At 59.2% G+C, this 19,607-nt stretch carries 14 protein-coding genes; 10 read left to right on the top strand and 4 right to left on the bottom strand.

What is annotated here, in order from left to right:
* Together AB5Y97_RS04525 and sstT are read right to left on the bottom strand one after the other, a co-directional pair.
* Nucleotides 1–222 (bottom strand): transposase (locus AB5Y97_RS04525; protein ID WP_368157293.1); only part of this gene is annotated, 222 nt, incomplete at its 3' end.
* Nucleotides 223–595: 373 nt separating this feature from the next.
* The gene (gene sstT, locus AB5Y97_RS04520; protein WP_201946402.1) at nt 596–1,846 is read right to left on the bottom strand and encodes a serine/threonine transporter SstT; all 1,251 of its coding nucleotides are present in this window, start codon (nt 1,844–1,846) and stop codon (nt 596–598) included.
* A gap of 354 nt (nt 1,847–2,200) precedes the next feature.
* Between sstT and AB5Y97_RS04515 the strand changes: the two genes are divergently transcribed.
* The 4 genes from AB5Y97_RS04515 to AB5Y97_RS04500 all read left to right on the top strand — a co-directional run bounded on the left by AB5Y97_RS04515 (nt 2,201) and on the right by AB5Y97_RS04500 (nt 9,455).
* Nucleotides 2,201–4,117, top strand: coding sequence for an ATP-dependent DNA helicase RecQ (locus AB5Y97_RS04515; RefSeq protein WP_201946400.1), 1,917 nt, complete (start codon nt 2,201–2,203; stop codon nt 4,115–4,117).
* 590 nt (nt 4,118–4,707) lie between these two features.
* On the top strand, nt 4,708–6,630 hold the full coding sequence (locus tag AB5Y97_RS04510) for a PrkA family serine protein kinase (protein WP_033113275.1): 1,923 nt from the start codon (nt 4,708–4,710) through the stop codon (nt 6,628–6,630).
* Between the two features lie 23 nt (nt 6,631–6,653).
* A complete protein-coding gene (locus AB5Y97_RS04505; protein WP_021230168.1) occupies nt 6,654–7,925 on the top strand; it encodes a YeaH/YhbH family protein in 1,272 nt (423 codons plus the stop codon).
* 9 nt (nt 7,926–7,934) lie between these two features.
* The gene (locus tag AB5Y97_RS04500) at nt 7,935–9,455 is read left to right on the top strand and encodes a SpoVR family protein (protein WP_368157292.1); all 1,521 of its coding nucleotides are present in this window, start codon (nt 7,935–7,937) and stop codon (nt 9,453–9,455) included.
* A gap of 171 nt (nt 9,456–9,626) precedes the next feature.
* On the opposite strand, the gene fadJ is transcribed toward AB5Y97_RS04500, so the two are convergent.
* A complete protein-coding gene (gene fadJ, locus AB5Y97_RS04495) occupies nt 9,627–11,774 on the bottom strand; it encodes a fatty acid oxidation complex subunit alpha FadJ (protein WP_201946583.1) in 2,148 nt (715 codons plus the stop codon).
* On the bottom strand, nt 11,774–13,084 hold the full coding sequence (fadI, locus tag AB5Y97_RS04490; RefSeq protein ID WP_201946397.1) for an acetyl-CoA C-acyltransferase FadI: 1,311 nt from the start codon (nt 13,082–13,084) through the stop codon (nt 11,774–11,776). The genes fadJ and fadI overlap by 1 nt, the downstream gene beginning before the upstream one ends.
* 182 nt (nt 13,085–13,266) lie before the next feature.
* Between fadI and AB5Y97_RS04485 the strand changes: the two genes are divergently transcribed.
* The 6 genes from AB5Y97_RS04485 to AB5Y97_RS04460 are packed head-to-tail and all read left to right on the top strand — an operon-like array spanning nt 13,267 to nt 19,594.
* Nucleotides 13,267–14,217: a MoxR family ATPase gene (locus tag AB5Y97_RS04485; protein ID WP_064337904.1), complete on the top strand. Its 951-nt coding sequence runs from the start codon at nt 13,267–13,269 to the stop codon at nt 14,215–14,217.
* Complete coding sequence (locus AB5Y97_RS04480; protein ID WP_201946395.1) at nt 14,208–15,110, top strand: DUF58 domain-containing protein; 903 nt, start codon at nt 14,208–14,210, stop codon at nt 15,108–15,110. The genes AB5Y97_RS04485 and AB5Y97_RS04480 overlap by 10 nt, the downstream gene beginning before the upstream one ends.
* On the top strand, nt 15,095–15,634 hold the full coding sequence (locus AB5Y97_RS04475; protein ID WP_201946393.1) for a DUF4381 domain-containing protein: 540 nt from the start codon (nt 15,095–15,097) through the stop codon (nt 15,632–15,634). Before AB5Y97_RS04480 ends, AB5Y97_RS04475 begins: the two co-directional genes overlap by 16 nt.
* Entirely contained in the window at nt 15,631–16,623 is a 993-nt protein-coding gene (locus AB5Y97_RS04470) for a VWA domain-containing protein (protein ID WP_368157291.1), read from the top strand. Before AB5Y97_RS04475 ends, AB5Y97_RS04470 begins: the two co-directional genes overlap by 4 nt.
* Nucleotides 16,614–18,062, top strand: a complete 1,449-nt coding sequence (locus AB5Y97_RS04465; RefSeq protein ID WP_201946390.1) for a VWA domain-containing protein — start codon at nt 16,614–16,616, stop codon at nt 18,060–18,062. Before AB5Y97_RS04470 ends, AB5Y97_RS04465 begins: the two co-directional genes overlap by 10 nt.
* A gap of 20 nt (nt 18,063–18,082) precedes the next feature.
* Nucleotides 18,083–19,594, top strand: a complete 1,512-nt coding sequence (locus AB5Y97_RS04460; RefSeq protein ID WP_201946581.1) for a BatD family protein — start codon at nt 18,083–18,085, stop codon at nt 19,592–19,594.
* Nucleotides 19,595–19,607 lie beyond the last annotated feature (13 nt).

Here is a 19,607-nt window from a genome sequence, read left to right as displayed (position 1 = left end):
GGCTTCCAGCTCCTGAATTTTTTGCTGCTCCGGAGTCAGTGCTTTTCCGATGGGGGTTGTACCACAGCGTTCGGATTGCAGTTGCTGAACCCAGCGGCGCAGTACGGTTTCACCGACATCCAGTGAACGGCTGGCTTCAGGGACAGAGTATCCCTGGTCGAGTACCAGGGATGCGGTTTCGAGTTTGAATTCAGCAGTAAATGAGCGACGTAATCTTGTCATTGAACACCTCAGGTCATGGTGGCGACTGTACCACCTAAAATGGTGTCCGGGATGATTAGACCACTACAGAGTTGGGTTCATCTGCCGCAGCCAGCCACCTCCATTCTTCTGTGATGATGTGATTGTCTTGAAGATCTGGGGTAAGCCATAGCAATCGGCTGTTAGCAGAACAGACAAAAATGTGTAACACACAACAGAAGGAGGAAGCACAACTCAAAGGGATAAAGATAAGGCAGCGCCCTGGAGAAGGGCGACAGAATGTCCGGCACATCAGCCAAAGAGCCTGCTTAAAGAGGAAAAGAGAGCAAATCCGGCAATAAAAAGCGCCCTCCGAAGAGGGCGCAAGTGTGTGACGAAACTAAGCGTTACGAGATCAGGCTTCGCGGCTCGGTACCGGAGCCATATCCAGCAGGGTTTCATCTTCAGCCATGCAAGCTGCGGCGGTGAACAGCACGTCAGTGGAGCTGTTCAGCGCTGTCTCGGCAGAATCCTGAAGTACGCCGATGATAAAGCCGACTGCTACCACCTGCATGGCGATGTCATTGCTGATGCCAAACAGGCTACAGGCCAGCGGGATCAGCAGCAAGGAGCCGCCCGCCACACCGGAAGCGCCACAGGCACTGATGGTGGCGACCACGGAGAGCAGAATGGCCGTTGCCATGTCCACTTCCATCCCCAGGGTATGTACCGCCGCCATGGCGAGCACAGTGATGGTGATAGCGGCACCCGCCATATTGATGGTGGCACCCAGCGGGATGGAGACCGCGTAGGTATCTTTGGGCAGGCGCAGTTTTTCACACAGCGCCATGTTGACCGGAATGTTGGCGGCAGAGCTGCGGGTAAAGAAGGCGGTCACGCCGCTCTCTTTGAGGCAGGTCAGCACCAGCGGATAGGGGTTGCGCTTGATCTTCCAGAAGACGATCAATGGGTTGACCACAAAGGCGATAAACAGCATGCAGCCGATCAGCACCACCAGCAGTTGAGCATAGCCAAACAGGGCATCGAAGCCGGTCTCTGCCAGAGTGGAGGCAACCAGACCCAGGATCCCGAGCGGAGCACAGCGGATCACCGCTTTCACGATGGCTGATACACCGTGAGACAGGTCAGTGATCAGCGCCTTGGTGCTCTCGTTGGCATGGCGCATGGCGATACCCAGACCGATGGCCCACGCCAAGATCCCGATATAGTTGGCATCCATCAGCGCCTTGACCGGGTTGGTCACCACGTTGAACAGCAGGGTCTGCAGCACCTCGGTGATCCCGCCTGGCGGGGTGATCTCGGCAGTATTGGCCACCAGATGGAGGTTGGAGGGGAACAGGAAGCTGGTAATCACCGCGACCACGGCCGCAGAGAAAGTACCAAAGAGGTAGAGCGCCAGCAGCGGGCGAATATTGGTCTTCTGACCCTGCTTGTGACCAATGATGGCCGCCATCACCAGTACGAATACCAGCAGCGGGGCTACCGCTTTCAGTGCACCAACAAACAGACTGCCGAGCAGACCTGCCGTTTTCGCCCACTCGGGCGCAAAAAGTGCCAGCAAGATACCGAATACCAGACCAACCAGGATCTGGCTGACCAGACTGGTGCTATTGACCAGCCGAAGGAGGGGGTGTTGTTGTGTCATCAAAAAAGTCCCTAAGCACCGTAGTGCATGAATCATGAGTCCTGTCTGCAACCACTCATCGGAAGACCCCTGTCGCCCGAATGTGGTGTCTGTGGCCAGCCTTCTGTCGGGCCGATCCGCCAGTCACCGGATTGCATGACGGAATATCCCATTCGCCATCTTTTTTTTCCAGCGGCTCACCAAAAAATATCCCGTTTCCATCACAAAAAACCGCAACAAAACCTTAACCACAGCGCAACACCCATTTTTGTACGTTTTATCGACACTCTCTGCCCTTACCCTCACGACCATTCCTGTGTCACCCGTGACCGGCATCGCTGTGCTATCATCCCCCATTTGCCGCGGAGCCTTGCCATGATCCCATCCCTGCTCAACCAATATTTTGGTTTCTCCGCACTCAGGCCAGGTCAGGAAGCGGTGATCAGCCGGGTACTGGCTGGTCAGAGTGCCGCCGCCATCTTTCCCACCGGCGCCGGCAAGTCGCTCTGTTATCAACTGCCAGCCCTCGCCCTGCCTCACCTGACCCTGGTTATCTCGCCGCTGCTGGCGCTGATGCACGATCAACTCGCCTTCCTCAAAAGCAAGGGAATAAGCGCCGCTACCCTCGACTCAAGCCAGAGCCCGGAGGAGAGCCGACGAGTGATGCAGCAGGCGCTGGATGGCCAGCTCAAGATCCTGATGATCTCGGTGGAGCGACTCAAGAACGAGCGCTTTCGCCGCTTTATCCAGCAAGTGCCGCTCTCGCTGCTGGTCGTCGATGAGGCGCACTGTATCTCGGAGTGGGGCCACAACTTTCGCCCCGACTACCTCAAGCTGCCGAGCTATCGCCATGACCTGAAGATCCCGCAGGTGTTGCTGCTGACGGCCACCGCCACACCGGCGGTTATTCAGGATATGCAGACCAAATTCGGCATCGAACCGGAGGGGGTCGTGGTCACCGGTTTCTACCGATCCAATCTTGATCTGGCGGTCATTCCCCTGTCGCCCGACGCGCGGGATGGCTGGCTCGCGCAGGAGTTGGCCAACGATCCGGCGGCCCCCACCATCGTCTACGTCACCTTGCAACACACCGCCGAAGCCTGCGCCGAACAACTCGTTAGAGAAGGGATCAACGCCCACGCCTATCATGCCGGACTCGACTCGGCGCTGCGCAGCCAGATCCAGCACGATTTCATGGCGGGCAAGGTGGCTTGCATCGTCGCTACCATCGCCTTTGGTATGGGTATCGACAAAGCGGATATCCGGCGAGTCATTCACTACGATCTGCCCAAATCCATCGAGAACTACAGCCAGGAAATTGGCCGCGCCGGACGGGATGGCCAGCCATCGCGCTGTATTGTGCTGGCCAACCAGAGCCAGCTGCCGGTGCTGGAGAACTTCGTCTACGGCGATACGCCGGATTTGAGTGCCATCCTCCAGCTCCTTGCCATCATCAAGCAGAGCGGGAACGAGTGGGAATTCACCTTGCTACGCCTATCCAACGACACCAATATCCGCCAGTTGCCCCTTAAAACCCTGCTGGTCTATCTGGAGATGGCGGGCATCATCACCCCGGCCTACAGCTACTACGCAGATTACCGCTTCAAGTTTGTGCTGGATAAAGGCGAGATAGTGAGCCGCTTCAATCCGGAACGCCGCCAGTTTCTGGAGCAGCTGTTCGCCTGTGCCCCGCAAGCCCGCAGTTGGTGCACCATGGACTTTGACGCCCTCTGGCAGGGCTATCAGGGAGAGCGACAGCGGGCGGTTGCGGCGCTCGACTACCTGCAGCAGCAAGGCTGGATCGAGCTTGAAAGCAAACAGATGACCGAGGTCTACCGGATCACCCGTCAGGGGTGGGACAACGAGCAGGAAGCAAAAGCCCTGCACGCCCTGTTCCTGCAAAAAGAGCGGAGCGAGCTGGCCAGACTGCAAGCCATGCTCGACTTTTTCACCTCAAGTGAGTGCCTGAGCCACCGCCTCGCCCGCTATTTTGCCGATGAGGTGGCGCCGGTTCATTGTGGCCACTGTTCGGTTTGTCGCGACGAGGTGGCACATCTCCCGCCCCTGCCCCCACTGACCATGCCAAACGAGGCGGGGATCCGTGCCTGGTGCGATCCGCTGATTGCCAAAACCGGTTCGGTGGATGCTCGTGTCCTGGCCCGTTTCCTGTGCGGTATCGCCACTCCGCTGACCAGCCGGATCAAGGCCAAATCGCTGGCGGGCGCAGGCCAGTTGGCCGCGCACCCGTTTGCCAGCGTCCTGGCGGCAGTGCAACAAGCCTACCCTTGCTAGATGAGTGCCGGCGGCGTCAATAGCCATCAGCAGAAACAAGCGTTTACAGACGAAAAAAAGAAGACCCTCGCGGTTGCGAGGGTCAAGCCAACGGAAACGTGCTTAAACAGAGCTTGGTGAGGCAACAGTCAACTCTCTTGCTAAAGCGTCTTGCTGCTCACACATCGCCAATCTAGGGCACTCAAAATGTAGCGTCAATGTAAAAATTAGAGCCAAAACTCCAAACAAAGTGATTTACGTTGACGTTCACGTAATGACATTCTCATCCATAACCCCGCCAACCCGCAGCCCCATTGCCTTTCGTCAAACCCCTTAATCTTTTCGCAATAAGTTCCCTGTTTCCCATAAACATTTATTTTTTATGTCTTTGACATTTACCTCACTATCGTGGCAAAAATAATTTAACAGTCAGTAACATAGCGGTGTTGTTGACTGACCCTCCCCGCAAAAGGATCGGGCAGGTTTCTTCAGAATTTAACCTATCAACCGTGATGGATTACTGGAGTCTGTTGACTAGGCTTTAAAAGCGCACAACACAAAAGCAGTCATCCACTTTTTTCAGGGTAAGCGACTATAACGAGGGCAAAGTTATGGGCATATTCGAGCATTACCAACAGCGATATGAAAAAGCGAGAGAAGAGGAATATACCATCCAGGAGTTCCTGGATATGTGTAAGCAGGACAAAGCCTGCTACGCCTCCGCAGCCGAACGTCTGCTGACCGCCATCGGTGAGCCGGAGATGGTAGACACCTCAGCCAACCCCAGACTGAGCCGACTCTTCTCCAACCGCGTCGTGGCACGCTATCCCGCCTTCAAGGATTTCTACGGGATGGAAGAGGCCATCGAACAGATCGTCTCCTACCTCAAACACTCCGCCCAGGGGCTGGAGGAGAAGAAACAGATCCTCTATCTGCTGGGCCCCGTTGGCGGCGGTAAATCCTCACTGGCAGAGAAACTCAAATCCCTGATGCAGAAGGTGCCCATCTATCGCATCAAGGGCTCACCGGTCAACGATCACCCCTTCTGCCTGTTCGATATCGAAGAGGATGGGGAGATCCTGGAAAAAGAGTACGGCATCCCGCGCCGTTACCTGCGTCCCATCATGTCCCCCTGGGTGGCAAAACGCCTGCACGAGTTTGGCGGCGACATCACCAAGTTCAAGGTGGAGAAGGTCAACCCCTCCATCCTCGATCAGATTGCCATCGCCAAAACGGAACCCGGTGATGACAACAACCAGGACATCTCCTCACTGGTCGGCAAGGTCGACATCCGTATGCTGGAGCACTTCGCCCAGGATGATGCCGATGCTTACTCCTACTCAGGTGCGCTGTGTAAAGCGAACCAGGGGGTTATGGAGTTTGTGGAAATGTTCAAGGCCCCTATCAAGGTGCTGCACCCGCTGCTGACAGCAACCCAGGAAGGTAACTACAACGGTACCGAAGGGCTCTCTGCCCTCCCCTTTGACGGCATTCTGCTGGCCCACTCCAACGAATCCGAATGGCAGCAGTTCCGCAACAACAAGAACAACGAGGCCTTCCTCGACCGCGTTTACATCGTCAAGGTCCCTTACTGCCTGCGCGTCTCGGAAGAGGTGAAGATCTACGAGAAGCTGCTGGTCAATAGCGAACTGACCGAGGCCAAATGCGCCCCGGGCACCCTCGAGCTGCTGGGCCAATTCTCGGTATTGTCACGGCTGAAAGAGCCGGAAAACTCCAGCATCTACTCCAAGATGCGGGTCTATGATGGCGAAAGCCTCAAAGACACCGATCCCAAGGCGAAGAGCTATCAGGAGTATCGCGACTACGCCGGTGTGGACGAGGGGATGAATGGTCTTTCTACCCGTTTTGCGTTCAAGATCCTCTCCCGCGTCTTCAACTTCGACCACGCGGAAGTGGCCGCCAACCCGGTGCACCTCTTCTATGTGCTGGAGCAGCAGATCGAGCGCGAACAGTTCCCGCAAGAGCTGCACGATCGCTACCTTGAGTTCATCAAGGGCTATCTGACCCCGCGCTATGTGGAGTTCATCGGCAAGGAGATCCAGACCGCCTATCTCGAGTCCTACTCAGAGTACGGCCAAAACATCTTCGATCGCTACGTCACCTACGCCGACTTCTGGATCCAGGATCAGGAGTACCGTGACCCCGAAACTGGCCAGCTGTTTGACAGAGCGTCCCTCAACAGCGAGCTGGAGAAAATTGAAAAACCTGCCGGGATCAGCAACCCGAAAGATTTCCGCAACGAAATCGTCAACTTCGTACTGCGTGCCCGGGCCAACAATGCAGGCCGTAACCCCAACTGGACCAGTTACGAGAAGCTGCGCACCGTGATCGAGAAGAAGATGTTCTCCAACACGGAAGAGCTGCTGCCGGTTATCTCCTTCAACAGCAAAACCTCGGCCGAGGAGCAGAAGAAGCACGATAACTTTGTCGAACGGATGATGGAGAAAGGCTACACCCGCAAACAGGTGCGACTGCTCTCCGAATGGTATCTCAGGGTACGCAAGTCATCCTGACCCTGACTGTTCAAGGGGGAGTTATGGCGCATTTTATCGACCGCAGGCTCAACGGCAAAAACAAAAGCGCTGTCAATCGGCAGCGCTTCATCCGCCGCTACAAGAAGCAGATAAAACAAGCGGTCTCGGATGCTGTCTCCAAGCGCAGCATTCAGGACGTAGACAAGGGCGAGAGCATCAGCATCCCGACCAAGGATATCGGCGAGCCCCATTTTCATCAGGGGCACGGTGGTAAACGGGAGATGGTGCATCCCGGCAATGACCAGTTCGTCTCCGGCGACAAGATTGACCGTCCCAAAGGAGGGGGCGGCGGACAGGGTTCCGGCGAGGGACAGGCATCCAATCAGGGTGAAGGGGCCGATGATTTCGTGTTCCAGATCTCCAAGGATGAGTATCTCGATCTGCTGTTTGAAGATCTGGAGCTGCCCAGGCTGCAGAAAACCCAGCTCAATCAGCTGATGGAGGTCAAAACCTATCGGGCGGGCTACACCTCAAACGGGGTGCCCGCCAACATCAACGTGGTGCGTTCCCTGCAAAATTCGCTGGCGCGGCGCATGGCGCTGCAAGCGGGCAAGAAACGCCAACTGCACGAACTGGAAGAGCGGCTGGCTCTGCTGGCCACCGATCCCAACGAGCACTTTGCCGAAATAGCACTGCTCGAGAAGGAGATCAGGGAGCTGAAACGGCGGATTGATGCGGTGCCGTTTATTGACACCTTCGATCTCAAGTTCAACAACTTCGTCAAACGGCCCGTCCCTTCCAGTCAGGCGGTGATGTTCTGTCTGATGGACGTCTCGGGCTCCATGGATCAGGCCACCAAGGAGATGGCCAAGCGTTTCTATATCCTGCTCTATCTGTTCCTGAGCCGGACTTACAAGAACGTCGAAGTGGTCTATATCCGCCACCACACCCAGGCCAAGGAGGTGGACGAGCACGAGTTCTTCTACTCCCAGGAGACTGGCGGCACCATCGTCTCCAGCGCCCTCAAGATGATGAATGACATCATCAATGAGCGTTACCCCGCCAACCAGTGGAACATCTATGCGGCGCAGGCGTCGGATGGAGACAACTGGGCTGATGACTCACCGCAGTGCCGTGAAATTCTGGCGCGGGACATCATGCCAAGGGTGCGGTACTACTCCTACATCGAGATCACTACCCGTGCCCACCAGACCCTGTGGCACGAATATGAGTCGGTAGCCAGCCAGTTCCCCCACTTTGCGATGGAGCACATTCGTAAAGTCGAGGATATCTATCCGGTGTTCCGCGAGCTGTTCAAGAAACAAGCGGCGTGAGGAGGTCACATGATCGAAACAGAAAAACGTGTAGCGCCACTGGATGACGGACCAGACTGGAACTTCGATCTGCTGGAGACCTATCACCAGGAGATCGCCCGGGTCGCCCGTTTCTACAGGCTGGACACCTACCCCAACCAGATCGAGGTGATCACCGCCGAGCAGATGATGGATGCCTACTCCAGTGTCGGCATGCCCATCGGCTATCAACACTGGTCGTTCGGCAAGCGCTTTATCCATACCGAGCGCAACTACAAGCGCGGCCAGATGGGGCTGGCCTACGAGATCGTCATCAATTCCGATCCCTGCATCGCCTACCTGATGGAGGAGAACACCATGCCGATGCAGGCGCTGGTGATGGCACACGCCTGCTACGGCCACAACTCCTTCTTCAAGAACAACTATCTGTTCAAGGCGTGGACCGATGCCTCCTCCATCATCGACTACCTGCTGTTCGCCAAGAACTACATCACCCAGTGTGAAGAGAAGCACGGTATAGAAGCGGTGGAGCAGTTGCTCGACTCCTGCCATGCGCTGATGAACTTCGGGGTCGATCGCTACAAGCGTCCCCAGAAGATCTCGATGGCAGAGGAGAAACGGCGTCAGAAGGCGCGGGAAGATTATCTGCAGACTCAGGTCAACGAGCTGTGGCGTACCCTGCCCAAACAGCATAAAGCCGCGGGTGTGGAGGACAGGCGCTACCCCGCCGAACCCCAGGAGAACATTCTCTACTTTATCGAGAAGAATGCCCCCTTGCTGGAGCCCTGGCAGCGGGAAGTGGTGCGCATAGTGCGCAAGATAAGCCAGTATTTCTATCCGCAAAAGCAGACTCAGGTGATGAACGAGGGATGGGCCACCTTCTGGCACTACACCATCCTCAATCACCTCTATGACGAGGGCAAGCTGAGCGATCGCTTCATGATGGAGGTGCTGCATAGCCACACCAACGTAGTTTATCAACCGGCTTACAACAGCCGCTACTACTCGGGGATCAACCCTTATGCGCTGGGGTTTGCCATGTTTACCGACCTGCGCCGCATCTGCGAGAACCCGACCGAGGAAGATAGATACTGGTTCCCCGACTATGCCGGCAGCAATTGGGTCGACACCCTCCACTTTGCCATGCAGAACTTCAAGGACGAGAGCTTTATCAGCCAGTTCTTAAGCCCGAAAGTAATGCGGGATATGAAGCTGTTCGCCATTGATGACGACGATCTGAAGAACTATCTGAAGGTCTCCGCCATTCACAATGACGAAGGCTATCGTCAAGTGCGCAATACCCTGTCGGCCCAGTACAACCTCAGCAATCTGGAGCCCAATATTCAGGTGTACAACGTCGCCGTAAAGGGGGATCGCTCCCTTACCCTGCGTTATGTGCCCCACAACCGCATACCCCTTGGCGACTCACGCCATGAGGTGCTCAAACACCTGCATCAGCTGTGGGGGTTCGACGTAGTGCTGGAGCAGGATAACGGTGATCTGCCTGCAGATATCATCGGCCGCTGCCCGGAGCGCAAACCGGGGATCTGACTCCTTGCTTGAGATCTCGACGGCCCACTTCGGTGGGCCGTTTTTTATCTGCCTTCGCCTCTGTCTGCATGATCGCAGCCCTGGCTGCAGCAGCCTGAGTAAAGCTCGACATAGAAAGAGGCCCGCATGGTGTGCGGGCCTCTTTGCCTTGCGGTCACTCTACAGCGATTATCAGTAGAAGGTCTGCTGCTCTGCGGCCATCGCCTTGAGGCGGGCACAGGGGGCAAACCGATCGCCATGGCGCTTCTGGTAATACTCCAGACGGCCAACCAGATGATCGATCCCGAGCGTGTCCATATAACGGAACGGGCCGCCAAGGAAAGGCGGGAAACCGATGCCGAAGATGGCGCCGATATCGCCATCACGGGCCGACGCCACCACACCGCTATCCAGCGCCATCGCCGCTTCGTTGAGCATCAGCAACACGCAGCGCTCGGCGATCTCCTGACGGGCCAGCTTGGCAGACGGCTTGATGCCGAGCACGCCATAGACACTCTCGTCCACCGTCTTCTTGCCCTCTTTGCCAGTCAGCTTGTTGCGCGGTGCCGCCTTGCCATAGAGGTAGAAGCCCTTGCCGTTCTTGCGTCCCTTGCGATCGTTTTGCAGCAGCTTGTCGAACGCCTTGGGCGCCTGGAACTGCTCGCCGCCCAGCTCTTTCTCGAGAATGGGGGAGATCTTGGCGCCCACATCGATCCCCACCTCGTCCAGCAAGGTGATGGGGCCAACCGGGAAGCCAAAGTCCAGCAGCGCGCTATCCAGCACCTCCACCGGCTCCCCTTCCAGCACCAGTCGCGCCGCTTCGTTCATGTAGGGGGCGAGGATGCGGTTGACGTAGAAACCGGCTTCGTCCTTCACCACGATGGGCGTTTTGCCCTGGGCGCGGGCAAAAGCCAGGGTGGTAGCGACCGTCTCGGCACTGGTGCCAGCGTGGGGGATGATCTCCGCCAGCGGCATCTTGTCCACCGGGCTGAAGTAGTGCAGCCCCACGACTCGCTCCGGGTGCGCCGCCTCTGCCGCAATCTGGTTGATGGGCAAGGAAGAGGTGTTGGAGGCAAATACGGTGTGTTCACCACACTCACGCTCCACGTCCTTCACCATCTGGTGTTTGAGATTGAGATCTTCAAACACCGCCTCCACCACCATGTCCACCCGGTGGAAACCGGAGTAGTCGAGGGTACCGGTCAACAGGCTCATCTGCTTTTCCAATTCGCTGCGCAAGATGTGGCGACGCTTGAGCTTCTTGGCCAGAATGTCATAGCTGTAGCGCATGGCATTGCCGATCCCGGCGCTTGCCACATCCTTGATCCGCACCGGCACGCCCGCCTTAGTAGCGGTGACGAACGCAATGCCGCCCCCCATCAGACCACCGCCCAGCACGGCGGCATGGGCCACCTTGCGCGGCTCGGCTCCCTGATAGGTGACCTCTTTCTTCATCTCGGTGGTGGCAAAGAAGATGGAACGCAGGGCGGCAGACTCTGCAGTCATCACCAGCTCGCCAAAGTGGCGGGATTCAGCGGCCAGACCGGCCTTCATCCCCTCCTCCACGCCGATGCGCACAACATCCAGGATCCGCTCCGGCGCCGGGTAGTTGCCACGGGTCTTGGCTTTAACCCCCTTGCTAGCCTGATCGAACAGCACCTTGCGACCCAGTTTGTTGGTCTCCAGCACCTTGCCCTGCAGATCCCGTTTCAGCTGATGGCGCGGTTTGCCCTTCTTGGCCAGTTTGATGGCAGCATCCAGCAAGATTGACGGCGGCACCACATCGTCCACCAGCCCCAATTTCTTGGCTTGTTTGGCCCGCACCTGCTTGCCGGTCAGCATCAGATCCAGCGCCTTGGCCACACCGATAAGGCGCGGCAGACGCTGGGTACCGCCAGAGCCCGGCAGCAGGCCGAGCTGCACTTCCGGCAATCCCAGCACAGATTTGCCGTGATCGGTCACCACCCGGCCATGACAGGCCAGCGCCAGCTCCAGCCCGCCACCGAGGCAGGGGCCATGAATGGCGGCGATCACCGGAATAGTCAGCCCCTCGATCTCGGCAAAGATCTCCTGCCCTTCTCGTGACAGGGTCTCGGCATCCTTGGCACTGGTGCAGGCGGCCAGCATGGTAATGTCAGCGCCGGCGATGAAGGAGTCCTTCTTGCCGGAGGTGATCACCAGACCGATCAAATCCTTGTTGCGTTTCACTTCGGCCAGCACGGTGCGGATCTCCTCCACAAAGGCGGCCTTCAGGGTATTCATGCTCTCGCCCGGCACATCCATGGTGAGGATGCCGATGCCATCTTTGCGAACATCCAGGGAAAAAGTCTTAGCGCTCATCATTCAACCTCCAACACCATAGCCACGCCCAATCCACCCGCCGCACAGGCGGTGTTGAGCCCCAGTCCCCCGCCGCGACGACGCAGCTCGTGCAGGGTCTGGGTGATCATCCGCGCACCGGTCGCGGCAAAGGGGTGGCCATAGGCCAGCGAACCACCGAGGACGTTGAACTTCTCCATGTCCACCTCGCCGATGGCCTGTTCGCGGCCCAGCTTGTCACGGGCAAAATCGTGGCTGGCAAACATCTTGAGGTTGGCCAGAGTCTGGGCGGCAAAGGCTTCGTGCATGTCGATCAGGGTCAGATCACCGAGCGTGATACCAGCTCTGTCCAGCGCCAGCGGCGTGGCATAGGAGGGGCCCATCAGCATGTCTTGCCAGACATCGATAGCCGAGAAGGCGAAGCTGCGGATATAGCCAAGCGGTTCGAGGCCAAGCTCTTTCGCCCGACCTTCGCGCATCAGCAACACTGCGGCGGCGCCATCGGTCAGCGGCGTGGCGTTGGCCGCAGTCACTGTGCCATGAACCCGGTCAAACACCGGCTTGAGCTTGGCGTAGCTCGCGAGATCCGAGCTTTCACGGATATTGTTGTCCCGCTCCAGCGGTGATTTGTAGGGCGGTACATGGGCGGTAAACACCTCACCGCTGAGCTTGCCATCAGCCCAAGCCTGCGCGGCAAGAGTGTGGGAGCGGTGAGCCAGCGCATCTTGCGCCTCGCGGCTAATCTGGTGACTCTTGGCCATCTGCTCGGCGGTCTGTCCCATCGAAAGTCCCGTAGAGTATTCCGCCACTGCAGGCGGCACCGGCAGCAGATCCTTGACCCGCAGCTGACGCAGAATATTGAAGCGCTGCTGCAGATTACGCGCCTTGTTGAGATCCACCAGGGCGCGGGCCAGCTTCTTGCTCACTCCGATAGGGAGCACGGAAGAGGAGTCGGCACCGCCGGCGATGGCGATGTCTACGGTACCGGCCATGATGGATTCGGTGACGTTGGCCACCGCCTGAAAGCTGGTGGCGCAAGCGCGGGAGACGCTATAGGCATCGGTATTGACGCTCATGCCGGTACCGAGCACGATCTCGCGAGCAATGTTGGGGGCTTCCGGCATCTGAACCACCTGGCCAAACACCAGCTGGTCGATAAGCTTGGGATCGAGATCGGTACGGGCGAGCATCTCGCTCACCACCAGTTTGCCGAGATCGACTGCAGGCACGCCATGAAAGGCGGTGGCCTGCTTGGCAAAGGGGGTACGCAGCCCCGCCACGACGGCAATCCGTTCGCCCTGGCGAGTCGTCAGTTTCAATGGCTGTTTCATCCTGGCTCCTTGGTTTAAAAGGCAGAGGTCTGACCTCATTGCGCCACATCTTAACAATCCAATCACAGGTTTCATACAGCTGATTGAAACTAAATTAAGCACGGCAAGGCCCCTTTGCTCGCCCTTGGGAAGCAACTGGAGTATAAAAAGATCAACTTCCATAAAAACAACGGGTTTATCGCATGGCAGCGGCGGAGTTCAGAGCGCTTAGGGACTATCTTGGCAGTCAGATCCTGGGGCAGGAGGAGCTAATTGAAGGGCTCCTGATTGCCCTGTTATGTGAAGGACATGTGTTAATCGAAGGGGCCCCCGGGCTGGCCAAAACCCGCGCCGTCAAGGCGCTGGCTGGCGCCGTTGAGGGGCGCTTTGCCCGTATCCAGTTTACCCCCGACCTGCTTCCCGCCGATCTCACCGGCAGCGAGGTGTTTCACCCGCAGGATGCCAGTTTTGTATTCCAACCAGGCCCCCTCTTCAACCATCTGGTGCTGGCGGACGAGATCAACCGAGCACCGGCCAAAGTGCAATCAGCACTACTTGAAGCCATGGCTGAACACCAGATCACCGTGGGCAAAAAGAGCTGGCGGCTGCCACCTCTCTTTATGGTCGCCGCCACCCAGAATCCTATCGAGCAGGAGGGAACCTATCCCCTGCCGGAGGCGCAGCTCGACCGCTTTCTGCTCAAGTTGATGGTGGATTACCCGAGCCCCACCATGGAGCTCGCCATCTTGCAGCTCAACGCCAGCGGCGAACAGCTTGGCGCGGCACCAGTGACCCTGAGCCAGACCACCTTGCAAGGTGCTCGCAGCGAAGTGCTGGCGGTGACCATGCAAAGCCGACTGGAGCACTATCTGGTGGAGCTGGTCTGCGCCACTCGCCCGGGTAGCGGCCTTTGCCCTGCCCTTGAGCCATTGATTGCTGTGGGGGCCAGCCCTCGGGCTACGCTGGGGCTGGCTCGCTCCGCCCGCGCCCGAGCCTGGCTTGCCGGACGAGATTATGTGCTACCGGAAGATATCCAGCTGCAAGCCTATCCGGTGCTGCGCCACCGCCTTATTCCTAGCTATCAGGCACTGGCCGACAATCTGGATAACGATATCCTGATCGCCCAACTGCTGGATCAGGTGCCATGCCCCTAGCTCCCAGTCTGCATCCCGACATCGCCCTGTCGCTGCCACGGTTGCTCAATATCCGGCTCTGGGCCAAGGCCAAGAAGCCACCTCACGCAGGCAGAAGCAGCAGCGAACGCGGCAAACCTGGCCGCGCTCCCGGACTCACGTTTCGGGAGCTGCGCGCCTATCAGGCTGGTGACGAGGTACGCCATATCGACTGGCGAGTGACCGCACGCCTCGGTCGTCCCTATACCCGCCTCTATAGCGAGGAGATCGATCAGGCGCACTGGCTGCTGCTCGATCTATCTCCCGCCATGTATTTCGGCTCCACACTACAGCTCAAGGCGCGTCTGGGATGCGAGCTGGCAGCAGCCCTGATCTGGCAAGGGGAGAAGCAGCACAACACCCTGATCTACCACGGGCTTATCCCCCATCACCAGAGCCAGCGCAGCAGCGTGCTGCCCCTGCTCGAATCCCTCTGCCATCACTACCAGCAAGGGCTGGCACGTCGGCCCCTTTCTCACTCGCTAGCCGACACCTTGTCCGGCGTGAAGTTGCCTCACGGAGCCAAGCTGACGATCATCACCGACCACAGACCCTGCGAGTCGACGCTCTGTCATCAGTTGCAGCTGCTCTCGCGGCGCCACGATATTCACTATTGGCAGATCCGCGATCCCCTCGAGGCAGCCATTGCCCCTGATGGCCAACTGCCGGTGGCTATTGATCGGCCAGGGCAACACTATCAGGGCTGGCTGGATGGATGCCATGCCGGTTTCTCCCGCCGCTACCAGCAAGCTGCCGAACAGCAGCTGGCCCATGGCAAGCAGCAGTTGCTGCCGCTGGTGCAGCGCCTCTACCTGCTCGATAACGGCCAGACGCTGCAACAACAGTGGCAGGAGGGTTTATGTCATCAGGGATGACCTCCCCCGCCGAACTCGACAGCGCCAGTCCAGCCTCCGACGCCATCACTCCGCCGCTGGCCGCCCTGATGCGCGACATTCACCCGGGGCCGGATCTGATTGAACAGAGTCTTGATCCCAGAGTGCTGGCGCTATTGTGGCTATTGATCACAGCGTTATTGCTGTTGCTGATCGTCCTGATTGCCCGCAGGGTGATACGTTACCGCCGCTGGTGTCGTCAGCTGGAGGGAGATCCGGCACTGCTGGTGGCACGCATACAGGAGGCCCTGCGTCATGAAGCATTGCAATGCTGGCCCGAGGCGCGCCAGCTTCAGGGTGAGGCGTGGCTCGCCTTCGTTGATCGTCACGGTGGCAGCGATTTTAGCCAGTTCTCGTCTCACTGGAGCAGTTGGCTCTATGGCAGCCAGAATCCGAGCAGCGAGCAGTGCGAACAACTTCGGCAACATTATCGCCGCTGGGGTCAGACCCTCTTCTTGCAACGCTCTCCCCGCTCGGGGCGTAAAGACGCACGGAGGCATCCATGATCCTGGCCTGGCCCTGGTTTGCGCTGGCGCTGGTGCTGCCCTTGCTGGTGCGCTTCGGCTTGCCACCCCTGCGCCGCGGCTATCTGGCTCACCCCGGGTTTGCGCTGCTGCGTCCTCAGGCCGGATTGCCGCTCTGGCGCGCCATGCTGCTCTGGTGCGCCCTTATCCTCGCCCTCTGCCGTCCCCAGTGGTGGGGGGAACCGGTGATCCAATATGAAGGGAGTCGGGATCTGCTGCTGGCGGTAGATCTGTCAGACAGCATGCGCACCCCTGATATGCTCGATAACGGCGAGCAGCAAGCACGGTTGACGGCGGTGCGCCAGCAGATCAAGGCGCTGATCGCCAAACGGGCCGGAGACAGGGTGGGCCTCATCGTCTTTGCCGATCACGCCTATCTGCTCTCTCCCCTCACTCAGGAGATCCCGGCGCTGTTGACCTTGAGCGACGAGCTCGATTTTGATCTGGTCGGCCGAACCACCGCCCTTGGCGAAGCCATCCAGCTGGCACGTCAGCATGGGGATCCGGGTCGCCCCACCGCCCTGCTGCTGGTCACTGATGGCCGCAATACCGCAGGCAATGCCGACCCGCTGCAGGAGGCAAAACTCGCCGCAGCGCAGGGAATACGGATCTACACGCTGGGGGTCGGGGCCGATCCCGATACCTTTATTCAACCCTACGATGAGGCGGGCAGCGGTCAGGCCGATCCCAGCAGCGAACTGGACGAACCGCTCCTGAAAGAGCTGGCAAAAACAGGACAGGGGCGCTATTTCAGGGCACGCACCCAAAGCGATCTCGATGCCATCAATGCGACTCTCAATGCCCTTGAACCTGCCCCTATGCCGATTGCCCAGTACCAGCCGGTGATCGAGCTCTACCCCTGGCCATTGGCACTGCTTTGTGGCTTGCTGCTTCTGCCATCAGGGCACGGCAGACTCGAGTTTCGCATGGTGCGTAACTGGCTGGCACGAGGCGCGCGCAGATGGAGCTGATCTTGCTCCGCCCCCTGTGGCTGATCGCACTCATCCCCTGGCTCTGGCAAGGGTGGCACCGTCGTCGCCAGCCCCCGCTGCTCGCACCTGCGATGCAGGCTTATCTGCTGCCAGCATCCCGTCCTCAACGTCCCTGGCTCTGGCTGGCAACCCTGCCCGTGATTTTGGCCCTGAGTGGACCGGCACTGCGCGGTGAGCTGCAACAGCAGCCTGCAGCACCGCTAGATATCTGGCTACTTGACTTGTCACGCTCGATGACCGCCACCGATCTCAAACCGGATCGGGCAACCCGGGTCAGATGGCAATTACAGCAGCTGCTGAGCCGCGCCAAGGGCGAGCGCATTGCGCTGATCCTCTACGCAGGCGACGCCTACCTCGCCATGCCGCCAACCCGGGATCATCAGGCCCTTTCGCTGCTACTGCCCGACTTGCGCCCCGATATCATGCCGTTGCAGGGCAGCAACCCGGCACGGGCGGTGGAACTTGCCATGAAGCAGCTGGCCCCTGGAGAACAAGCGCGTCTGCTGCTGATCACCGACGACCTCACCCAGAATCAGATGACCCAAATCGCCGCCCTGTGGCCCTGCCAACAACGCCTTCTTTGCCGCAACACCCAGTCGGCACGCCTCGATATTCTGCTTGCCAGCAGCGGTCAACCGGCCCCCATGCCCGCCATTCCGGCCAATGAGTTGGGGTTTGCCACCCGCATGCCCGCGCAGTTGCCCGCCCCCGATAGTCAGGCCATTGCCGCCATGGCCAATCGCCTCGGCGGTGAGCTGCAATGGCTTGATAGCGATGTCCCTCACTTTGCACCGCTGCCCACCACCACCTCGGCCCTCACCCCGGCGCCACTTGATCTTGGCCCCTGGTTGCTAATCCCCTTGTTACCGCTCGCCTTGCTGGCCAGAGTCGGCGCTCGGTTGATGATCGCACTGATGGTGGGAGCACAGCTGCTGGCGCCACAAGACCTGCAAGCTGCAGAGAAGGGAAATCTGCAAGCGATGCAGGCTTATCAAGAGGGGGATTTTCAGCGGGCTGCCCACACCTTCAACGATCCAGTCTGGCGCGGCAACGCCTGGTATCGGGCCGGAGCCTACCGACAAGCCATCGCAGCCTATCAGGAAGCGACGAGCGCCACCGCCCACTACAACCGCGGCAATGCCCTGCTGCAACTGGGGGAGTTTGCCGCAGCCAAGGAGGCCTATCTGGCCGCTCTGGCACTTGAACCCGGCCATGAAGATGCGCTCTATAACCTCTCTCTGTTACAGGGCGCAGCGGCGGCTCCCGATACCAGCAACAGTAAACAGCCCGAACCATCCGCAGATCAACAGGTAGCAGCAATGCCCCTGCCACCATCTCCCCCGGTATTGTTGCTGGAGCAGCGACTACGCAAAGAGGCGCTGCGCCGGGACCTTATCAAGGTGGAGGAGCCCTGGTGACGCGGGCAGGATGGGGGCTGTTGGTCGCACTCGCGAGTCCACTTTGCTGGGCTTTGCCCCCTCGGGCAGAGCTGCTGCCGGGGGCCGCCCCCAGCGATTGGCTGCTGATCATCGAAGCGGATGGCGAGCGCCAGAGCAACGAGCTGGAGATCTCCCCCCTACTGCGCCAGTTTGCAGTGGGCAGAGTGACCATGAGCCGGGTCACCACCCCGGTACAACAACTGACTCGCTGGCAGATCCCGCTGCACCAGAGCGACTCACCCGCTAATACAAAGGTGGTGATTGCCCCGCTCAAGCTCGGAAATGAGTTCACTCCCTCGCTCACCCTGCCATTGAGAGAGGTGAAAACAGCGGCGCTGCCGCAACCCGCAGCCCCCTCGCCCCTCGAGATGCAGGCCAGCCTTGATCATCAGGGCCCGCTCTATCCCGGCCAGCCGGTGATCTACCGACTGACACTATGGCTGCCCACCAGCATGCAAAACCCGGCCCTGAGCGAACTCAGCTCTGCCCACTTTACCATCCGTCGCCTCGGTAGCGACGAGTGGATCGCCCCCGTTCAGGCTGGTCTACCCGGCCGGCTCACCCGCAGCTGGCTCATTCAGGCAAAAGCGCCGGGACTCTGGCACCTCGACTCACCCCGCTTGCAGGGGCAGCTCACGCCGCAAGGGGGCAAGCCGCAACGGCTCTCGGCCCGCGCGGCACCGCTCGAGGTGAGGGTGGACAAAGCCCCTGCCACGCCGGTGGCCACCCGGCTGACCCTGAGTCAACGGCTTGAACCGGCCTCCACGGGGGAAGTGGGTGAACCACTGATCCGTATCCTCACCCTGACCATGGAAAATGGTGACAGCGGCCAGATACAGCTTGCCCCCCTGATGGCCCATCAACTGCCAAACGGCATACAGGCACATCCCGATGGCGAGCAACAGCAGGAGCGTTACCGAGATGGCAAGCTGCTGTTTGAGCGACAGTGGCGCCAGACTCTGGTCGCGGAGCAGAGCGGCGACTACCAGCTGCCCCCCATTGCTCTGCCCTGGTTTAATACCCAAAGTGGCCGGATTGAGCAGGCCAGCCTCCCTGCCATCACGCTGACGTTTCAGGCAACGACAAATCGGCAACCTGATCAGCAGACATCGCAGATGGCACTGCGAGAGAGCCTTTGGTGGGTCGTGCTGGCCATAACGCTGCGTGCGCTATGGCGCCACTGGCCCCGCTGGCACGCCTTCTATCAACTGCAACGTGCCCTTTCCCGACAACAGCCGGATGCCAGTCGCAAGGCGCTGATCAAGTGGGCGACCATGCGCTGGCAGGTCTCCTATTATCAATTAGGCCAGTTGCCTGACGCTGGGCATAATCGGCTCGGCAACGCGCTCGCCGCACTCGAGCGAGCCTGTTTTGCACGACCCTCTTCTAGCCCGCCCATCGAGTGGCGCGCTCTAGCGCGTACCCTCAGGGCCGATGAAACCGCCGGTATTGCGTACCTGATTTACCTGCTGGCGCACGGGAGTTCCCGCTCCCGCCGCCACGCCCCCTGACAAGGATTGCCCT

This window comes from Aeromonas sp. R10-2, assembly GCF_040908445.1.
GTDB classification, from domain to species: Bacteria; Pseudomonadota; Gammaproteobacteria; order Enterobacterales; family Aeromonadaceae; genus Aeromonas; species Aeromonas veronii.
Note: the sequence above shows the minus strand (reverse complement) of the source record. Positions and strands in the feature narration are given on the sequence as shown.

Excerpts from the sequence above, each read along its gene's own strand:
- AB5Y97_RS04475 (WP_201946393.1), top strand. The coding sequence starts at position 15,095 with ATGTCATCAGGGATGACCTCCCCCGCCGAACTCGACAGCGCCAGTCCA.
- sstT (WP_201946402.1), bottom strand. The coding sequence starts at position 1,846 with ATGACACAACAACACCCCCTCCTTCGGCTGGTCAATAGCACCAGTCTG.
- AB5Y97_RS04470 (WP_368157291.1), top strand. The coding sequence starts at position 15,631 with ATGATCCTGGCCTGGCCCTGGTTTGCGCTGGCGCTGGTGCTGCCCTTG.
- AB5Y97_RS04505 (WP_021230168.1), top strand. The coding sequence starts at position 6,654 with ATGGCGCATTTTATCGACCGCAGGCTCAACGGCAAAAACAAAAGCGCT.
- fadI (WP_201946397.1), bottom strand. The coding sequence starts at position 13,084 with ATGAAACAGCCATTGAAACTGACGACTCGCCAGGGCGAACGGATTGCC.
- AB5Y97_RS04480 (WP_201946395.1), top strand. The coding sequence starts at position 14,208 with ATGCCCCTAGCTCCCAGTCTGCATCCCGACATCGCCCTGTCGCTGCCA.
- AB5Y97_RS04510 (WP_033113275.1), top strand. The coding sequence starts at position 4,708 with ATGGGCATATTCGAGCATTACCAACAGCGATATGAAAAAGCGAGAGAA.
- AB5Y97_RS04465 (WP_201946390.1), top strand. The coding sequence starts at position 16,614 with ATGGAGCTGATCTTGCTCCGCCCCCTGTGGCTGATCGCACTCATCCCC.
- AB5Y97_RS04515 (WP_201946400.1), top strand. The coding sequence starts at position 2,201 with ATGATCCCATCCCTGCTCAACCAATATTTTGGTTTCTCCGCACTCAGG.
- fadJ (WP_201946583.1), bottom strand. The coding sequence starts at position 11,774 with ATGAGCGCTAAGACTTTTTCCCTGGATGTTCGCAAAGATGGCATCGGC.
- AB5Y97_RS04485 (WP_064337904.1), top strand. The coding sequence starts at position 13,267 with ATGGCAGCGGCGGAGTTCAGAGCGCTTAGGGACTATCTTGGCAGTCAG.
- AB5Y97_RS04500 (WP_368157292.1), top strand. The coding sequence starts at position 7,935 with ATGATCGAAACAGAAAAACGTGTAGCGCCACTGGATGACGGACCAGAC.